This is a genomic window from Roseomonas gilardii subsp. gilardii (assembly GCF_023078375.1).
Classification (GTDB): domain Bacteria; phylum Pseudomonadota; class Alphaproteobacteria; order Acetobacterales; family Acetobacteraceae; genus Roseomonas; species Roseomonas gilardii.
The window spans coordinates 184,935-202,666 of record NZ_CP095554.1 but is presented as its reverse complement, the minus strand read 5'-3'; the positions used below and the strand labels follow the sequence as shown (position 1 = coordinate 202,666).

At 70.5% G+C, this 17,732-nt stretch carries 16 protein-coding genes and 1 tRNA gene; 5 read left to right on the top strand and 12 right to left on the bottom strand.

Annotated elements, in window-relative coordinates:
• Positions 1–272: 272 nt before the first annotated feature.
• The 7 genes from MVG78_RS00960 to MVG78_RS00930 all read right to left on the bottom strand — a co-directional run bounded on the left by MVG78_RS00960 (position 273) and on the right by MVG78_RS00930 (position 5,684).
• Positions 273–1,169 carry a DMT family transporter gene (locus MVG78_RS00960; RefSeq protein ID WP_247557422.1) on the bottom strand — a complete coding sequence of 299 codons (897 nt, stop codon included), beginning with the start codon at positions 1,167–1,169 and terminating at the stop codon, positions 273–275.
• A gap of 154 nt (positions 1,170–1,323) precedes the next feature.
• Positions 1,324–1,680, bottom strand: coding sequence for a VOC family protein (locus tag MVG78_RS00955; protein ID WP_247557419.1), 357 nt, complete (start codon positions 1,678–1,680; stop codon positions 1,324–1,326).
• Between the two features lie 71 nt (positions 1,681–1,751).
• Entirely contained in the window at positions 1,752–2,483 is a 732-nt protein-coding gene (locus MVG78_RS00950) for a helix-turn-helix transcriptional regulator (protein ID WP_247557417.1), read from the bottom strand.
• A gap of 47 nt (positions 2,484–2,530) precedes the next feature.
• A tRNA-Arg gene (locus tag MVG78_RS00945) sits at positions 2,531–2,607 on the bottom strand.
• Between the two features lie 72 nt (positions 2,608–2,679).
• Entirely contained in the window at positions 2,680–3,864 is a 1,185-nt protein-coding gene (locus MVG78_RS00940; RefSeq protein WP_247557414.1) for a glycoside hydrolase family 108 protein, read from the bottom strand.
• A gap of 201 nt (positions 3,865–4,065) precedes the next feature.
• On the bottom strand, positions 4,066–5,031 hold the full coding sequence (locus MVG78_RS00935) for a tyrosine recombinase XerC (RefSeq protein WP_247557411.1): 966 nt from the start codon (positions 5,029–5,031) through the stop codon (positions 4,066–4,068).
• Positions 5,028–5,684, bottom strand: coding sequence for a hypothetical protein (locus MVG78_RS00930; RefSeq protein WP_247557408.1), 657 nt, complete (start codon positions 5,682–5,684; stop codon positions 5,028–5,030). Before MVG78_RS00930 ends, MVG78_RS00935 begins: the two co-directional genes overlap by 4 nt.
• Before the next feature lie 134 nt (positions 5,685–5,818).
• Here MVG78_RS00930 and MVG78_RS00925 point away from each other — a divergent pair, with 134 nt between their 5' ends.
• Positions 5,819–6,937 (top strand): THUMP domain-containing class I SAM-dependent RNA methyltransferase, encoded by a 1,119-nt coding sequence (locus MVG78_RS00925; RefSeq protein ID WP_247560563.1) that lies wholly within the window; start codon positions 5,819–5,821, stop codon positions 6,935–6,937.
• 4 nt (positions 6,938–6,941) lie between these two features.
• Here MVG78_RS00925 and MVG78_RS00920 read toward each other — a convergent pair whose 3' ends face one another.
• Positions 6,942–7,562, bottom strand: a complete 621-nt coding sequence (locus MVG78_RS00920; protein ID WP_247557405.1) for a pyridoxamine 5'-phosphate oxidase family protein — start codon at positions 7,560–7,562, stop codon at positions 6,942–6,944.
• A 126-nt stretch (positions 7,563–7,688) separates the two neighbouring features.
• Here MVG78_RS00920 and MVG78_RS00915 point away from each other — a divergent pair, with 126 nt between their 5' ends.
• A complete protein-coding gene (locus tag MVG78_RS00915; protein WP_247557403.1) occupies positions 7,689–8,540 on the top strand; it encodes a LysR substrate-binding domain-containing protein in 852 nt (283 codons plus the stop codon).
• A gap of 321 nt (positions 8,541–8,861) precedes the next feature.
• Complete coding sequence (locus MVG78_RS00910) at positions 8,862–9,710, top strand: EcsC family protein (RefSeq protein ID WP_247557400.1); 849 nt, start codon at positions 8,862–8,864, stop codon at positions 9,708–9,710.
• A gap of 164 nt (positions 9,711–9,874) precedes the next feature.
• Here the strand turns inward: MVG78_RS00910 and MVG78_RS00905 are convergent, their stop codons facing one another.
• The 3 genes from MVG78_RS00905 to MVG78_RS00895 are packed head-to-tail and all read right to left on the bottom strand — an operon-like array spanning position 9,875 to position 13,547.
• Entirely contained in the window at positions 9,875–11,707 is a 1,833-nt protein-coding gene (locus MVG78_RS00905; RefSeq protein WP_247557398.1) for a xanthine dehydrogenase molybdopterin binding subunit, read from the bottom strand.
• Entirely contained in the window at positions 11,698–12,165 is a 468-nt protein-coding gene (locus tag MVG78_RS00900) for a hypothetical protein (RefSeq protein WP_247557395.1), read from the bottom strand. Before MVG78_RS00900 ends, MVG78_RS00905 begins: the two co-directional genes overlap by 10 nt.
• Positions 12,165–13,547: a xanthine dehydrogenase small subunit gene (locus tag MVG78_RS00895; RefSeq protein WP_247557392.1), complete on the bottom strand. Its 1,383-nt coding sequence runs from the start codon at positions 13,545–13,547 to the stop codon at positions 12,165–12,167. Before MVG78_RS00895 ends, MVG78_RS00900 begins: the two co-directional genes overlap by 1 nt.
• A 143-nt stretch (positions 13,548–13,690) precedes the next feature.
• Between MVG78_RS00895 and MVG78_RS00890 the strand changes: the two genes are divergently transcribed.
• A complete protein-coding gene (locus MVG78_RS00890) occupies positions 13,691–14,659 on the top strand; it encodes a CorA family divalent cation transporter (protein ID WP_247557389.1) in 969 nt (322 codons plus the stop codon).
• Between the two features lie 84 nt (positions 14,660–14,743).
• Here the strand turns inward: MVG78_RS00890 and fsa are convergent, their stop codons facing one another.
• Positions 14,744–15,400 (bottom strand): fructose-6-phosphate aldolase, encoded by a 657-nt coding sequence (fsa, locus tag MVG78_RS00885; RefSeq protein WP_247557387.1) that lies wholly within the window; start codon positions 15,398–15,400, stop codon positions 14,744–14,746.
• 37 nt (positions 15,401–15,437) lie between these two features.
• Between fsa and MVG78_RS00880 the strand changes: the two genes are divergently transcribed.
• Positions 15,438–17,690 (top strand): primosomal protein N', encoded by a 2,253-nt coding sequence (locus tag MVG78_RS00880; protein ID WP_428480720.1) that lies wholly within the window; start codon positions 15,438–15,440, stop codon positions 17,688–17,690.
• Positions 17,691–17,732: the final 42 nt, after the last annotated feature.

Sequence of the window (17,732 nt, the reverse complement as noted above, 5' to 3'; positions counted from 1 at the left end):
TCGGCCGGGGCGCGCTGGAGAGCCATGCTCTCCGGCGACTGCGGGTGCCACCAGCACGGACCCCGCGGCTTTCTTCTTCTCGGGCGCCCCGCCGATCCACCTGTTTTCAGGGATCGGCCCGCAGACTGGCGGCAGCCGCCAGCGCCAACGAAAGCCCGGGGTCTGGGGACCGGCTTCGGTCCCCGGCGGAGAGGGTCCGGGAGAGGCGCCGCCTCTCCCGGGGATATCAGGCAGCGGGCCGGCAGACAGGCCTTGCCCTTCCCGGCCGGCGCCTATTGCGGATGGACCGGCGGTACGCGGCGCCACCAGGTGGTGCGGCGGGTTTCGCGCAGGAAGGTGAAGAGGCCGGAGCCCACGATCACCGCCATGCCGAGGAACATCCAGCCGTCCAGCTGGTCGCCGAAGACCGCGTAGCCCAGCCCGACGCCCCAGAGCATCTGGCTGTACTGCGTCGGCGCCACGAGGCTGGCGGGGGCCTTGGCCGAGGCCAGCATGATCAGCACATTGCCGCCCGCGGCGAGGAGGCCGTAGCCGGCGAGATAGAGCCACTGCTCGCCGCTCGGCCAGGCGAAGCGGGGCAGCATCAGCAGGAAGCTGACCAGGATCGGTCCGATCAGCCCAGCGCCGTAGAGGGAGATCCGCTTCTCCTTTCCTCCCAGGGCGCGCAGGATGATGATCGTCACCGCGCCGGAGAAGCCGCCGATGATGGCGGCCAGATGCCCGGCGGTAAGTTCCCGGAAGCCCGGCCGCAGCACGATCAGCACGCCCAGGAAGCCCACGATCACCGCCGACCAGCGGCGCCATCCCACGGCTTCCTTCAGGAAGATCACCGAGAGGATCGTGACGAAGACGGGCAGCAGGAAGATCAGGCAGAAGGCCTCCGCCATCGGCAGGGCGGTGAAGGCGATGATGCTGGACAGGCTGCCGACCACCGCGAAGACGCCGCGCAGCAGCCACAGGCCGTGATGGCGCGACACCACCAGATCCGTCAGCCGGTCACCGGGGCCGAGGATGAAGGGGACCGCCCCCAGCCCCAGCACAGCGCCGAAGAAGGCGACCTCGAAGGGGTCCAGCGCGCCTTCGATCAGCTTGATCGAGGCATCGCTCAGCGCATAGGACGCATAGGCGAGGAAGGCGAGCAGCACGCCGTTCAGGACACGCTTATCCATGGCGGGGGCGTCGGCGGGCTGTGGTCATCATGGCACCGGGTGGGGATGGCGCACCGGAGGCGCCGGGTCCGCCACGCAATGTCAGCCCCGCCGCCCCGGGGCCAGCCCTGTCACGAGAAATTCTTCGTGGCCATGTTCCGGGGGAAGGGCTGATTCAGCCGGGGCGGAAGACACGCAGGCGATGGCCGTCCGGGTCCTGCGCGGTGAAGCAGCGGCCGAAATCCATATCCGTGGGCGGTTGCAGGATGGTGACACCGGCGGCGGCCCACTCGGCATGGACGGCGTCCACATCCGGGGCCAGGAAAGCGAGTTCCGAATTGCCCGGTGCCCCGGCGGAGGATGGTTCCACACCGTCCCGCTGCCAGAGGCCGATGCCAGCGCCGGGCCCGCTGCGGAAGAGGGCGAAGGTGGCGGAGGCTTCCTCGGGTGCCTGGCCGAGCAGCCGGGCATAGAAGGCCGCGCTGTCCGTGGCGCTGGCGACATGGAGGATCGTGAGGTCGAGTTGCGGCATGCCGGAATCTCCTGATCTGCGGTTCGGAAGGCAGCATGGCCGGGGGCGGTGACAGTTTCCGTCAGCAGCGGTCAGAACAAGGCTTCGAGATCCTGTTGCAGGCGCCATTCGGCCAGGAGCAGCCGGCGGCGGCGTGGGTAGCGGGTCGCGTCGATCCGCAGCGCCGCGATGCGGTCGAGGCGGAAATGCCGGAAGTCCTGCCGCATCTCGCACCAGGCGGCCAGGACCTCGGCCTCCCCGAAGAAGCCGATGGCCACCGGCCAGACGGTGCGCTCGCTCGCCGCGCCCTTCTTGTCCGTATAGCGGAAATGCAGGCGCCGCTCCTGCTGCATCGCCTCGCGCAGCGTGGCGAGGTGCGGGGCGCCAGCACTGCTGTTCATGCCCGACAGCAGGGCGCCGTCGCGTGCCTGGGCCTCTGCCTCCGGCGGCATGGCGGCGAGGATCTTGGCCAGGGCATCCTCGGCGGCCTCGTCGAGCACCGGGTCGCCACGCTGGGCGACGAAGCGCAGGCCGAGGAGGAGCGCGTCCATCTCGTCCTCGCTGAAGCGCAAGGGTGGCAGGAAGAAGCCGGGACGGAGGATGTAGCCGAGCCCGGCCTCGCCCTCGATGGCGGCGCCCTGGGCCTGGAGCGTGGCGATGTCGCGGTAGAGGGTGCGCAGCGAGACGCCGAGTTCCTCCGCCAGTTCGGCCCCACGCACGGGATGCCGCCTGCGGCGCAGAGCCTGGAGCAGGTCGAGCAGGCGGGCGGAACGGGACAGCGGCGTGACTCCCGGATGGGGAGGCCGAGTGTCGGGCGCAGCCATGCGGGCTGGCAAGCCAACCGGCTCAAAGCGCGGATATGAAAGGGAAATGGCGGACCCGATACGATTCGAACGTACGACCTTTGCCTTCGGAGGGCAACGCTCTATCCAGCTGAGCTACGGGTCCGTCAGCGCCCGTCTAGCGCATGGCGCCGGGGAGGGGAAGCCCCCAGCGCCATGCGAGCGGATGCCGTGTCCTTCAGGCGGCGGCCTGGCTTTGCGTGCCGGCCATCCGGAGCGCCGCTGTCCGCACCGCCTCCGTCCGGCTGGTCCAGCCTCGGCCGAAACGCGCGAAACCGTCCAGCGAGCGGTAATAGGCGAGGCGGGCTTCGGAGAAGGAGGCGATCAGGCGCTCCGATTCCAGGGTGCGCGCGGCGGCCAGGGTGATGGGGCCGACCGAACCGTCCGCCGTGACGCCCACCGCCCTTTGCAGCATCTTCACCGCGCGGGAGGGACCGGCATTCACCCCGAAATCGAAAACGCCGAGATCGACGCCCGGCGGCAGGTCCGCGCAGCGCATCGGCGTCCAGTACCGGGCGCGATAGATCTCGCGCGCCTCGGCGCGGGACAGGTCGCGGACCTCCTCCACGCTCACCGCCCGGTCGCGGAAGGCGCTGAGCACCTCCCGCGTGATACCCATGTTCGTGGCGCCGCCGGGATCCTGCGGATCGTTCACGAAGCCGCCTTCCTGTTGCAGCACGATGGCGAGGCAGCGGTCGAAGCGGGCCTCCGCCGAATCGGGGGAGACGGCGTTCCGGGGCAGGCTGGCCAGACTGGCCGTGCCGGGCGGTGCCGCGGCCATGTCGCGCAGGGTGGAAAGGGCGGACTGCACCTGCGCCCCGGCCTGCGCCGTCTGCGCCCGTTGCAGCACGCCGGCGAGGCGGTCCTTCTCATGCGCGGATTGTGAGGAGCCGATCCAGAAATTCACCACCGAGGCGAAGGCGGCCCCCAGCGTGCCCACGGTGATGTTCACCAGCGCCGCGGTTTCCGGCGGAAAGGCGTGGTTGAAGGAGACCAGCAGCACCATCACCACCAGGAAGGCCAGGATCACCAGGCTGGAGATCAGGGCCGGCCCCCAGGGCAGGGGTTGCAGGGGTGGCAACTCCAGATGGCCGGGGGCGGGCTTCTCACTGCGACCGGGGGCCGCGCCATCGCTTTCCGGGGGATGCGCCAGAAGGATCTCCGCCAGGCGCATCCGGAGGCTGGCCGCGAGTCCGGGATCAGCCGCCACGGTGGCATGGGCCGCCTGGGCATCGGTGGCGCCGGTGGCCTGGGCGACGGCCTCGGAAATCCGGCGGCCGAGAAGGCCGGAGGCATCGGTGGCAAGCCGCCGGGCGATGTCCGGCAACAGAGCCACCGCGAGGGGCAGATGAGGAAGGGGCATGGGGGCCTCGCGCGACGCACCGGCCGCGCGGAACCGGGCCCGAAGGCATGGCGGCGCGGCCATCCCCGGCCGCGTTGGGACGGCCGGGAATTCCGGTGCAGGGATGGTCTGGGGGAGGACCGCCGGGCGTGGTTCACCCGTTGGCCTTGACTTGTTAGGATATAAATCCTATAAAGTCAAGGAAATCGAGCCCAGCACCCATCAGCCGCCACGCGGATGCGCCTTGCGCCAGGTCTCCAGCAGCCCGGCGGCATCCACCGCCGCGTAGCGCTGGGTGGTGGACAGGCTGGCATGGCCCAGTAGTTCCTGGATCACGCGCAGGTCGGCGCCGCCGCCCAGCAGATGCGTGGCGAAGGAATGGCGCAGGGCGTGCGGGGTGGCGTGTTCCGGCAGGCCGGCGAGGCGCCGGTGGTTCTGGATCAGCTTGCGCGCCAGGGCGTCGTGCAGGCGACCGCCCCGGGCCCCGATGAAGAGCGGGTCTTCCGGTCGGGCACCGGGGCGGTAACGCAGGGATTCGGCGATGGCGGCGGCCACGGCGGGCAGGACGGGGACGAGGCGTTCCTTGTCGCCCTTGCCGCGGATGCGGAGCGTGCCACCGGGTTGCGGGGCATCGCGGACATTGAGGGACAGGGCCTCGGAGATGCGGAGCCCGGCGCCGTAGAGCAGCGTGAAGAGGGCATTGTCCCGGGCGGACAGGGCGGGATCGTCCTGGCCCTGGCCGATCTCCGCCACCACGCCGCGTGCCTGGGTGGCGGTGAGGGCCTTAGGGATGGGGGGCTTGAGCCGGGGGCCGCGCAGCCCCGCCAGCATGTCCAGCGGCAGCCCGTGGTGGCGGGCCAGCCAGCGCAGGAAGGCCCGCACGGCGGCGAGCTGGCGGGCGCGCGTGGCATTGCCGGCGCCATCCTCCTGGCGCCGGGCCAGGAAGGCGCGGAGATCGGCGGGCCGGAGGGCGGCCAGGGCGGCGAGGTCGGGTTCGCGGCCCAGGTGATGGGTCAGGAAGCCCAGGAAATCCGCCAGATCGCGGCCGTAGGCGGTGATCGTGTGGCGGCTGGAGCGCCGTTCCCCGGCGAGCCATTCGAGAAAGGCGGCGCGGGCGGCGATGGCGTCCAGCCGGGCGGATTCCGGCGACAGGGCGGTGCCGGATGGGGCAGGGACGGGACGCTTCATCCGGCCGCCACGCCTTCCTTCGTGGCCAGGAGAGCCGCGGCCGCGGCACGGGCGAGGAAATCCAGGGCCCGGCCGGAGCCCTGGAGGGGCAGCAGGGCGGGCTCGCGCGTGCCCAGCGCCAGCAGGCCGGTTCCGGGCAGGCGCAGCAGGGCATCGCGTGAGACGAGGGGGGCCGTCTCGCCATGCAGAATGATGTCGTCGGGCAGGCAGCCAGCGGCGCGGTCGCGCAGCAGCAGATGGCGGCCCGGGGGGAGGAGGCGGTCGAGCATGCCCGGGCGGAGCGGGCGGAGATGGCGGCGCGGCAAGCCCTCGGCGGCCAGGGCCACGGAATCCAGGCCGAGCAGGGTGGGCCATTCCAGGGCGATGGTTTCGGCCGGGTCCTGGGTGCCGATCAGCGCCAGGACGGCGCCCTGGACACGGGTGGCAAGGCTGTCGCCGGAGCGCGCGGCCCGGGCGGTGTCGCGCAGGGCATGGCGCTCGGCCGCCAACATCGCGGCCATGTGGTCGGCCAGCCTTTCCCCATGCACGCGGCGGGGTGGGGCGAGATGGCGGTAGAGGAGGGGGCGCTCGGCCAGGAAACTCGGCCGGGCGGCGAGCCAGGCGGCGATGCGCTCGGCCTCGTCCTCCTCCTCGGGGTGGGGAAGCAGGGTCATCTGGGGGCGATCCTGCCTTTCCGGCCCGGAGAAGGCCAGCACGCGATGCGGGGCGCGGTGGGCGCGGCCTCCCCGGGGTGGTAGGAGGCGGCGGAATGACCAGCGCGCGGCAGGCTCCCCATCGGGCGGACGAGATGACCAAGGACCAGGATTTCGAGATCTTCCTGGCGGCCCCGCCGGGGCTGGAGGCCGTGCTCCACGACGAGGTGCGCGGCAAGGGATTCAAGCAGCCCAGGGCGGTGCCGGGAGGCGTGACGATCCGCGGCGGCTGGCCGGAGGTGTGGCGTGCCAACCTGTGGGTCCGTGGGGCGGGGCGCGTGCTGGCGCGGCTGGATGCGTTCCGCGTGACGCATCTGGCGCAGCTCGATGCGCGGGCGCGGCGGGTGGAATGGGCGCGCGTGCTGCGGCCGGATGTGCCGTTCCGGGTCGAGGCCAGCTGCACCGGCTCGCGCATCTATCACAGCGGGGCGGCGGCGGAGCGGATCGCGCGGGCCATCCGCGAGACGGTGGGGGCGCCGGCCTCCGAGGAGGCGGAACTCGTGGTGCGGGCGCGCATCGAGCGGGATCTCTGCACGATCAGCCTCGACACCTCCGGCGAGCCTCTGCACCGGCGCGGCTTCAAACCCGAGGTGAACGCGGCCCCGATGCGGGAGACGCTGGCCGCGCTGTTCCTGCGGCAATGCGGCTTCACCGGCAGCGAAAGCGTGCTGGACCCGATGTGCGGCTCGGGGACCTTCGTGATCGAGGCGGCGGAGATCGCGGCGCGGCTGAACCCCGGGCGGGGGCGGCACTTCGCCTTCGAAAAGCTGGCGAGCTTCGACGCGGAGGCCTGGGCGGCGATGCGGGCGGTGAAGAGCGCGCGGGGACCGGCGGCCCCGTGCTTCGGCAGCGACCGGGATGCCGGGGCGGTGGCGATGAGCCGGAGCAATGCGGAGCGCGCCGGGGTGGGGGCGTTCACGCGCTTCCATCAGGCGGTGATCGGCGCGCTGGCGGTGCCGGAAGGCGCGGTGCCGGGGCTGGTGATGGTGAACCCGCCCTATGGCGGGCGGCTCGGCGACCGGGGGGCGCTGCTGCCGCTGTACCAGACGCTCGGGCAGGTGCTGCGGCAGCGCTTCGCCGGCTGGCGCGTGGGGATCGTGACCAGCGAGGCGCGGCTGGCGCAGGCGACGGGCCTGCCCTTCCTGCCCACGGAGGCGCCGGTGCCGCATGGCGGCGTGCGGGTGGTGCTGTACCGGACCGGGGTGCTCGGCTGAGGCGTCACCACATGGTCTGGCGCGCGCGCTCGGCCCAACTGCTGTCGTAGGTCTCACCGCCCACCCGGCCCTGGCTCATCTCCGCCAGGATCTGGCCGGGGGTGGGCAGGGTCTTCGGATCGACCTGGCTGTCCTGGCGCCAGAGGCCGGAGCGGATGATCGCGCGGGCGCACTGGAAATAGACCTCCGTCACCCGGATCACCATCACCGTCCTCGGCGCCTTGCCCTCCACGGCGAAGGATTCGAGCAAAGCGGGGTCGTCATCGATGGTGGCGCGGCCGTTCACGCGCATGGCGTTGCCGATGCCGGGGATCAGGAACATCAGCCCGACGCGCGGGTCGCGCACGACGTTGCGCAGGCTGTCGATGCGGTTGTTGCCGCGGCGGTCGGGCAGCAGGAGCGTGCCGGGATCGGCGATGCGGACGAAGCCCTTCACATCGCCACGCGGGGAGCAGTCCAGCCCCTCCGGCCCGGAGGTGGCCAAGGCGAGGAAGGGCGCGGCCTCGATGAAGCGGCGGTATTGCGGGGTGATGTGGTCGGCGACCTTGGCGGTCGAGGCCTCTCCGACGGCGCCGAATTCGCCGTAGATCCGTTCCAGTTCCTCGATCGTGGCGATGGTGGCCATGGCGATCCGCTCCGTCTCCCAGGACAGGGTGTTGCTAGACGAGGGGAGGGCGGGGGCCTATCGAATTCTTCTCGCCGATCTGTGCGGAAAGCTCACGGAGGCCCGGTCCTGCGCCGTCTGCCGCCTTTGTCCACGCTGCGGGCCTTCGAGGCCACGGCCCGGCTGGGCTCCGTCACGCGGGCCGCGGCGGAGCTGGGGCGCACGCATGGAGCGGTGAGCCGGCAGATCCGCAGCCTGCAGGAGGCGGCGGGCTTCGCGCTGTTCGACAAGGCGGGGACGGGGCTGCGGCTGAACGCGCGCGGCGAGGCGCTGCTGCGCGTGGTGGCCGGGGCGCTGGACGGGCTGGAGGAAGGCTGGGGGCGGCTGCTGGACGAGGCGCGCGGGCCCGTCCTGCATGTCGCATGCAGCGCCAGCTTCGCCATGCGCTGGCTGGTGCCGCGCCTGGCGGATTTCCAGCAGCGGCATCCGGGGGTGCGGCTGCGGCTTTCCATGACCACGGCGCGGGAGGTGCGGTTCGAGGGGGCGGAGCTGGTGATCGCCTGGGACCGGGGCTCCTATCCGCCGGCCGAGCAGGCACGGGCGATCCTGTTCGGGCCGGTGGCGGTGGGGCCGGTCTGCGCGCCCTTCTATCCGGTGCGGATGGAGGCGGGGCGGCTGCGGATGCCGGTGCGGATCGCGCATGAATACACGGACCGGGCCTGGGACGGGTGGGCAGCGGAATCCGGGTGCGTTGCCGCCTGGGAGGGGGAGCTGCGGTTTCCTCACACACATCTGTGCATCGGGGCGGCGCTGGCCGGGCTGGGCGTGGCCGTGGCCGAGCAGCGGCTGGTGGCGGAGGATGTGGCGGCCGGGCGGCTGGTGGCGCCCTGCGGCTTCACGGCCCTGCCGGAGCGGTGGGGGGCGGTTCCGTTCTCCGACAGCGTGGAGACGGGGGCAGGGCGGGAATTCGTGACGTGGCTGGCGGGGGCGCTGGATTAGGATTTAAGTGGTGTCAAAATATAAAATTGTAAGATTTAGAAAACATAGAAAAAGAAGAACAAGAGACAAAATTGGTAACCAAGGAGGGCGAGAATAATTTTCTGTCGCTCATAGAAGTGAATTTTCTCGCGCTTGTCTCCTCTTTTGATATTTACTTTGAGAGCGCAATATTTTTCTCTGATCACCCTATGACTTGGAAGATTCAATCAAAACTTCTACCCAAAGCCTAACATGCTAGATAGGTTGTGTTTTTATTAACTGCACCACTTGAGGTTGAAATAAAGCCGTGCTTTTATGTGGAATTTAATGATGAGATGTTAGATGTCATATCCTGCCAAATACCCAAATTATAAGGGAAATTCATGTGCTATTCTGTCGCCTGAAGATCGGGAAAAATTATGGTCGGCTGCGTGTATACTCATTGATCAGCGTGGACTAGTGGTGAGGATTACTAGCTTATTGGGGGGAGTTGTAGAACAGATTGGAGGCGCAGCTGCAGGCTTTGGCGACAAGATCTTGGGTGAAGGTTGGCGAGACCAAATTCAAGGGCTTGCAGAAGAAGCACTGTGGAAAGGGCATGATATTGCGACGTTGGGCCTCGACCCTCAAGGTGAAAGAGAGCCTTGGTCGTGGTTCAACAAAGCTATTGCTTCGATCACAGGGGCCGCAGGTGGTTTTTTTGGCGCTCCTGGAATGGCTATCGATATTCCGGCTTCTACCTTGATGATTATGCGGTCGGTTGCCGAAATAGCACGAGCGCATGGAGAAGATATTAGTTCGGATGATGGTAAACGAGCTTGTTTGGAGGTGCTGGCGTTCGGGGGGCCTGGCGAAGAAGATGATGAAATCGAAGTTGGTTACTGGTCCACGCGCGCTGTGCTTGCGCATACGGCTATTGAAATAATCATCAAACGTATTGCTGCTAGATTGGTTGTGCCTTTATCAGAAAAGGCGCTTGCGCAGGCGGTGCCGATAGCTGGAAGTATTGCTGGCGGGGGGCTGAATTATATTTTTATGGACTACTATCAAGAGATGGCTAGGGTGCATTTCACCATCCGGAGTTTGGAACGAAAATATGGTGATGACGAGGATGGCTCTGTCCGTGCATGTTTCGATCAATTGGTAAGACAGGCGCGTGAGCGTCGCAACCCACAGCGTTCCGAAATTTAAATGGGCAATTTAATCTTGTGGCCACTGCTGCGGGTGATTTTATTCTGATATTACCTTTTCATTTGTTAATCTAGAAGAATAACATTCTTAACGATGCGGCAGATAAGGGGGGCTGGGGGCAAAGGCGGGGCCTTTCCCCCAGAGCCAACCGCAAGCCACGCCACCTAACCCCCACCCTCGAACGCCTCCAGCATCCGCTCCGGCGTCACCGGCGCATCCAGCCGCTCCACCCCCGCCGCATCGGCCAGCGCGTTCCACACCGCCGTCGCCAGCATCAGCGGCGGCTCCCCCACGGCCTTGGAGCGGAAGATGGTGTCCGCCCGGGCGGGGGCATCCGCCAGCAGCCGCACCTCGAAGACCTCCGGCACGTCGCGGGAGCCGGGGATCTTGTAGGTGGAGGGGCCTAGGGTGCGGAGGCGGCCCTGCGCGTCCCACCAGAGTTCCTCGCAGGTGAGCCAGCCCAGGCCCTGGACGAAGGCGCCCTCGATCTGGCCGAGGTCCACGGCGGGGTTGAGGGAGCGGCCGCAGTCCTGGACCAGCCAGGCGCCGGTGCAGCGGTGCTCGCCGGTCAGGGTGTCCACCTCCACCTCCGCGACCGAGGCGCCATAGGAGAAGTAGAAGAAGGGCTCGCCGCGCATGGCGACGGGGTCCCAGCTCAGGCCGGGGGTCTTGTAGTGGCCGGCGGCGGAGAGGGAGACGCGTTTCGCGTGGCAGAGGCGGGCGAGTTCGCCGAAGCCGAGGCGGTGGTTGCCGGCGCGGGCCTCGTCATCGGCCAGGGTGATCTCGGCGGGGTCCACGGACCAGTGCTCGGCGGCGGCCTCGATCATCCGGGCGCGGATGGCGGTGGCGGCGATCTGGGCGGCCCAGCCGTTGAGGTCGGTGCCGGTGCTGGCGGCGGTGGGGGAGGTGTTGGGAACCTCCGCCGTGCTGGTGGCGGTGATGCGGACGCGGGACAGGGGGACGCCGAAGGTCTCGGCGACGATCTGGGCGACCTTGATGAAGAGGCCCTGGCCCATCTCGGTGCCGCCATGGTTCAGGCGGATGGAGCCATCGGCATAGACATGCACCAGGGCACCGGCCTGGTTCATGCTCTGGACGCCGAAGGAGATGCCGAAGGCGAGGACGAAGGAGCCGAGGCCGCGCCGCTTGTAGGGGTGGGCGGCGTTGAAGGCGTCCACGGCGGCGCGGCGGGCGTCCCAGCCGGAGAGGGCCTGGGTCTCGGCCCAGACGCGGCGGATGAGGTCGCCCTCCAGGGTCTGGCCGTAGGGGGTTTTGTCGTTGTTCTCGCCACCGGCGAAGTTGCGGGCGCGGACGGCCTCGGGGGTGGAGCCCAGGGCCCGGGCGACATGGCGGACGACATCCTCCGTCAGCAGCACGCCCTGGGGGCCGCCGAAGCCGCGGAAGGCGGTGTTGCTGACGGTGTTGGTGCGGACGACGCGGCCGTCGATGCGGGTGTGCGGCACGTCGAGGGCGTTGAGGGCGTGGGTGACGGCGCGGAAGATGACGCCGGTCGAGAGGTCGAGGGTGTGGCCGCCATCGGCGACCATGAAGGCGTCGAGGGCGAGCAGGCGGCCCGTGTCGTCGAAGCCGGCCGTCCAACGATAGAGGAAGGGGTGCCGCTTGCCGGTGGCGGCCATGTCGGCCTTGCGGGACAGGCGGAGCTTGACCGGGCGGCCGGTGCGGTGGGCGGCCAGCGCCGCGGCGGCGCCGACCCAGGAGGCGTTGCTTTCCTTGCCGCCGAAGCCACCGCCCATGCGGCGGGTCTGGACGGTGATGCGGTTGTAGTCGCAGCCGAGGATACGGGCGGCGATGTGCTGCACCTCGGTCGGGTGCTGGGTGGAGGAATGGAGGGTGAGGTCGCCATCCTCCCCGGGGATGGCGAGGCAGATCTGGCCTTCGAGGTAGAAATGCTCCTGCCCGCCGCAGCGGAACTCGCCGGAGAGGGTGCGGGGGGCGGTGGCGAGGGCCTGCGCCACATCGCCCGTGGTCATGACCATAGGGGGAGGAGGAGGTCACCCGCCTCCAGCGCGTCCTCGATGGAAAGGACGGGGGGCAGTTTCTCCACCTCGGCGGCGACCGCCTTGGCGGCGGCGATGGCGGCGTCGCGGGTGGTGGCGACGACCATGCCCAGCGGCTGGCCCCAGTGGAGGATCTCGGTTTCCGCGAAAAGTTGCTCGCCCGGCTTGTGGGCGGGGGAGATGTCGTTGGCGCCGGGGATGTCGGCGGGGGTGATGACAGCGACGACGCCGAGATGCGCGCGGGCTTCCTCCGTGTGGAGGCCGAGCAGGCGGGCATGGGCGGTGTCGGACAGGATCAGCGCGGCGTGGAGGGTGCCGGGGAGGTCCGGGATGTCGTCGGCGAAGCGGGCCTGGCCGGTGCAGTGGGCGAGGGCGCTGTCATGCGGGACGGGGGCGCCGGCGGTGCGGGTGAGGTTGGTGGGCGGGTTCGTGTCCATCAGGCGGCTTCCTGCCCGGACCAGCGGTGCCAGAGGCGGCGGAGAAGGTTGCCGGCGGCGCGCTTGCGGTAGGCGGCGCTGGCGCGGAGGTCGTCGAGCGGGGCGATCTCGGCCATCAGGGCCTCGGCGGCGGTGGCGAAGCTGGCCTCCGCGAAGGGGGCACCCGTGAGGGCAGCCTCGGCGCCGGGGGCGCGGGCCGCTTTGGGGCCGAGGCCGCCATGGGCGATGCGGGCGTGGCCGATGCGATCGCCGTCGCGGGTGAGCAGGACGCTGAGGCCGACGGCGGTGATGTCCTGGTCGTGGCGGCGGGACAGCTTCTCGCAGGCCAGCAGGGCGCCATCCGGCGGGCGGGGGAGAAAGATGTCGCGGATGACCTCGCCCGTGGGTTTCAGGGCGTTGCGGCGATAGCCGGTGAGGAAGTCCTCCACCGGCATCTCGCGCTCGCCTTCCGGGCTGGCGAGGCGAAGGGTGGCGCCGAGGGCGAGCAGCGGGGGCAGGGCGTCGCCGATGGGGGAGGCGGTGCCGAGATTGCCGCCGAGCGTGCCCATGCCGCGGATCTGGCGGGAGCCGAGGCGGCGGAGCAGGCTGGCGAAGGGGGCGTAGCCGGGTTCCGTGGCGCAGAGGGCGAGAAGGCGGCGGTAGGGGAGGGCCGCGCCGATGCGCATCCCCTCGGGCGTGACCTCCGCGATGGCGAGTTCGGGGACATCGAGGGGGCAGATCACCGCCTCCGGTACCTCCCGGTGCTCGGAGATGCGCAGGCCGAGATCGGTGCCGCCGGCGAGCAGCCAGGCGCCGGGATGGGCGGCGCGGAGGGCGGTGAGCTCCGCGAGGCTGGAGGGGCGGTGGAAGCGCTGGCTTCCGCTTTGCAGGAGCGGGGCGGGCGGCAGGGGCGCCGGGGGCGGGGGCGCGGCGGGTTCGGCCGGAAGGCGGGCGAAGGCTTCCAGGATGGGGCGGTAGCCGGTGCAGCGGCAGAGATTGCCGGCCAGGGCCTCGTGCGGGTCGCCGCCCTCGGTCTGGTGCGCCCAGGCGGACATGACGATGCCGGGGGTGCAGAAGCCGCATTGCGTGCCGTTGCAGGCGGCCAGGGTCTGCGGCACGGGATGGGCGGTGCCGTCGGGGGCGCGCAGCCCCTCCACGGTGCGCAGGCGGCGGCCATGGATCTGGCCCAGGGTGAGGAGGCAGGAATTCACCGCCACGCGGGCGCCGTCCGCTTCCTCCAGCACCACGGTGCAGGCGCCGCAATCGCCCTCGGCGCAGCCTTCCTTCGTGCCGGTCAGGGCGGCGGGGCCGCGCAGCCAGTCGAGCAGGGTGGTGGTGGGCGAGAGTTCCGGCGGCAGGTGCCGCGGCTCGTCGTTCAGGTGGAAGGCGATATGGGCCGGCATGGCCGGAAGCCTAGCAAGGCGGATGCCGGGCCCGCCATGGCGGGAATGGCGCGGCACCGGGGCTGGCTCCTGTCATGGAACGGACACTCGCCGCGCGGCGGTGCCGGGCGTAGTGCGGGCCGCATGACATCCCTGGATTCCGCGTGCCGCCCGGGCGCGTGCCGCCGGCCCGCATGATCCCGCCGCTTCAGGAGGAGGGCGGCCGGACCCATGGCCGTGTCTGGGCTCTGGACATGCCCGGATGGCGCTGGACCCACTACGACCTGGTGACGCCCGCGGCCTTTCCCGCGATCCAGGCGGAAGGATGGGAGGAGGATGTCCTCGCCCTGATGCGCGACAAGGACGAGACGCCGCGCCTGCAGTCGCGCGCCGGGATGGTGATGGGGATCCTGCCGGACTTTCCGCATCAGGCCGGGCTCGAATCCCAGGAGGCGGCGTACTGGCGATTCGCCATGCGGGAGGACCGGATCGTCACCGGGCGGCGGAGCTCGGTGGACGGGCTGTACCACGCCTGGCAGGCGGCCCGTGACGGGCACGCACCGGGGAGCCCGGCGGCGCTGGTGGATCTTGTGCTGGCGCATTTCGCGGCGGGGGTGGCGCAGCGGGCCGCGGTGCTCGATGGCGAGGCAAGGCGGATCGAGGACGACCTGCTGTCCGACACGCCGAAGCGGAGGCTGGACGAGAGCGGGCGGCGGCTGGGTGTGGCGCGGCGCGATGCGACGCGGCTGGTGCGGCTGGTCGCGCCGGTGGTGCGGCTGCTGCGCGAGGAGGATGAAGAGCTTCCGGGCTGGGTGCTGGCGCAGAGCCACGAGGTGGCGCGGCGCCGCATTCTCTCGGCGCTGGACGACCTGCGGGCGCTGCAGGAGCATGGGCGGGCCTTGCAGGACGAGCTGTCGGCGCGGCAGGCGACGGAGACCAACCGCAACGTCAACACCCTGTCGGTGATCACCGCCGTGCTGCTGCCGCCAAGCCTGGTGGCGGGGTTCTTCGGGATGAACACCGGCGGCATGGCCTGGGCCGAGCCGGAGGGCGGCACACTCTGGGCCGGGGGGCTGATGCTCGGCTCGGTGGTGGTGACGCTGCTGCTGCTCAGGCTGCGGCGGATCATCTGAGGCAGGGCGGCCGCCCTGCCGACCCCGCGCGATACCGGGCCGCGAAAGCCGGAACTCTCGCGGCCCGTGACCAGGGATGCCCGGTCAGAGGATGCTCTGGCCGGTCTTCTTCCAGTCGGCCATGAAGCCTTCCAGGCCCTTGTCGGTCAGCGGGTGCTTGACCAGGGCGCGGATGACGTTGGGCGGCAGGGTGGCGACATGGGCGCCGAGCCTGGCGCACTGGAGCAGGTGGACCGGGTGGCGGACCGAGGCGGCCAGGACCTCGGTCTTGAGGTGCGGATAGGCCTTGTAGATCTGCATGATGTCGGCGATCAGCTGCATCCCGTCCTGGCCGGTGTCGTCGAGGCGGCCGATGAAGGGGCTGACGAAGGTGGCGCCCGCCTTCGCCGCGAGCAGGGCCTGCACGGCGGAGAAGCACAGGGTCACGTTGACCATGGCGCCGTCGTTCACCATATGTTTGCAGGCCCGCAGCCCGGCTTCCGTGAGCGGCAGCTTGACCACGACGTTGGACGCGATCTTCCGGAGGACCTCGCCCTCCCGCATCATGCCGTCATAGTCCAGCGCCGTGACCTCGGCCGAGACGGGACCTGGGGTGATGTCGCAGATTTCCGCGATGATGTCCCGCATCGGCCGGTTGGCCTTGGCGATCAGGGAAGGGTTGGTGGTGACGCCGTCGAGCAGGCCGGTTTCGGCCAGGGAGCGGATCTCAGAAACATCCGCGGTGTCGACGAAGAATTTCATGGGTCACGGTCCCGTTCTGGTTGCGCAGGCATAGCCCATGGCGGCCCCCCGCAGAAAGCCTGGACATGTGAAGCGTGTCGGTTCCCTTGTCGGCCCGGTGCGCCCGCGCGTGAAGGTGCTGCTGCCGCTGCCGCTGGACGGCGCCTATGACTATGGCGTGCCGGAAGGCATGGCCGTGCCCCCGCCCGGCACCTTCGTGGAGGTGCCCTTCGGCGGGCGGGAGCTGCGCGGCGTGGTCTGGGACGGGGCGCCGGACCCGACGCTGTCCGAAGGCAAGCTGAAGAACCTGCTCGGCACGCTGATCGTGCCGCCGATGACCGGCAGCCTGCGGCGATTCGTGGACTGGGTGGCCGCCTATACGATGGCGCCGCCCGGCGCGGTGCTGCGCATGGCGATGAGCGTGCCCTCGGCGCTCGACCCGCCGGGGCAGCAGGCGGGGTGGCGGCTTTCCGCCGCGGGGGAGGCGGCGCGGAACGGGGCGCCGGGATACCGGCTGACGGAAGGGCGGCGGCGGATCCTGGACGTGCTGCTGCCGGGCGAGATCCGCTCCGGGGCGGAGATCGCGGATGAGGCCGGAACCTCGGCGGCGGTGCTGCGGGGGCTCGCGGATCACGGGCTGGTGGAGCCGGCGCTGATGCCGCGCCCGGTGGCCTTCCCCACGCCCGACCCGGCGCATCCCGGCCTGTCCCTGATGCCGGAGCAGGAGCAGGCGGCCGCCTCGCTGCGCGAACTGGTGGATTCGCGGAAATTCGGCGTGACGCTGCTGGCCGGGGTGACGGGCTCCGGCAAGACCGAGGTCTACCTGGACGCGGTGGCGGAGACGCTGCGGCAGGGGCGGCAGGCGCTGGTGCTGCTGCCGGAGATCGCGCTCTCCACCCAATGGCTGGAGCGGTTCGAGGGGCGCTTCGGCTGCGAACCGGCGATGTGGCATTCGGAACTGGGCGGGCGGCGGCGGCGCAACACCTGGCGCGCGGTCGCCGAGGGCGAGGCGAAGGTGCTGGTGGGCGCGCGCTCGGCGCTGTTCCTGCCCTTCCCCGACCTGGGCCTGATCATCGTGGACGAGGAGCACGAGACCGCCTTCAAGCAGGAGGAGGGCGTGATCTACCACGCCCGGGACATGGCGGTGGTGCGGGCGCGCTTCGCCCAGGCGGGCTGCGTGCTGGTCTCGGCCACGCCCTCGCTGGAAACGCTGACCAATGCGGAGACGGGGCGCTACACCGCCCTGCACCTGCCGCGCCGGCATGGGGCGGCGGGGCTGCCCGAGGTCACGGTGCTCGACCTCCGCAAGACGCCACCGGAGCGGGGGCGCTTCATCGCACCGCCGCTGGTGGAGGCGGTGAACCAGACCCTGGCGCGGGGGGAGCAGGCGATGCTCTTCCTGAACCGGCGGGGCTATGCGCCGCTGACCCTGTGCCGGACCTGCGGCCACCGGATGCGCTGCCCGAACTGCACCGCCTGGCTGGTGGAGCACCGGGCGCAGCGGCGGCTGCAATGCCACCACTGCGGCCATACCGAGCCGACCCCGCAATTCTGCCCCGAATGCGGGGCGGAGGGCAGTCTGACCGCGATCGGGCCGGGGGTGGAGCGGGTGCAGGAGGAGGCGGCCCTGCTCTTTCCCGAGGCGCGGCGGCTGGTCATGGCCTCCGACACCATCCCCGGCCCGGCCGCCGCCGCGGAGGCGGCACGGCAGATCGCCGAGCGCGAGGTGGACCTCGTGATCGGCACGCAGATCGTGGCCAAGGGCTGGCACTTCCCGCATCTGACGCTGGTGGGGGTGGTGGATGCCGATCTGGGGCTGGCCGGGGGCGACCTGCGCGCGGCGGAGCGGACGGTACAGCTTCTCCATCAGGTTTCCGGGCGCGCGGGGCGGGCCGAGAGCCCGGGGAGGGTGATGCTGCAATCCTGGGTGCCGGACCATCCGGTGATGATGGCCCTCGTCTCGGGCGACCTGGACAGCTTCATGGCGGAGGAGGCTTCCGCCCGCCGGCCCGGCGGCTGGCCGCCCTTCGGACGGCTGGCGGCGCTGATCGTCAGTTCGGAGGATGAGCGGGCAGCGGACCGGGTGGCGCGCGACCTGGGGCTTTCCGCCCCGGGCGGCGAGGGGGTGCAGGTGCTGGGCCCCGCCCCGGCGCCGCTCGCCCTGCTGCGCGGGCGGCACCGGCGGCGGCTGCTGCTGAAGGCCCGGCGCGACGTGGCGGTGCAGCCGCTGCTCTGGGACTGGCTGGGGCGGGTCGAGGTGCCGGCCTCGGTGCGCATCCAGGTGGATGTGGACCCTGTGAGCTTCCTCTGAGGGCGCGCCGCCCCGGGGTTCCTACAGGCCGGATTTGCGGTT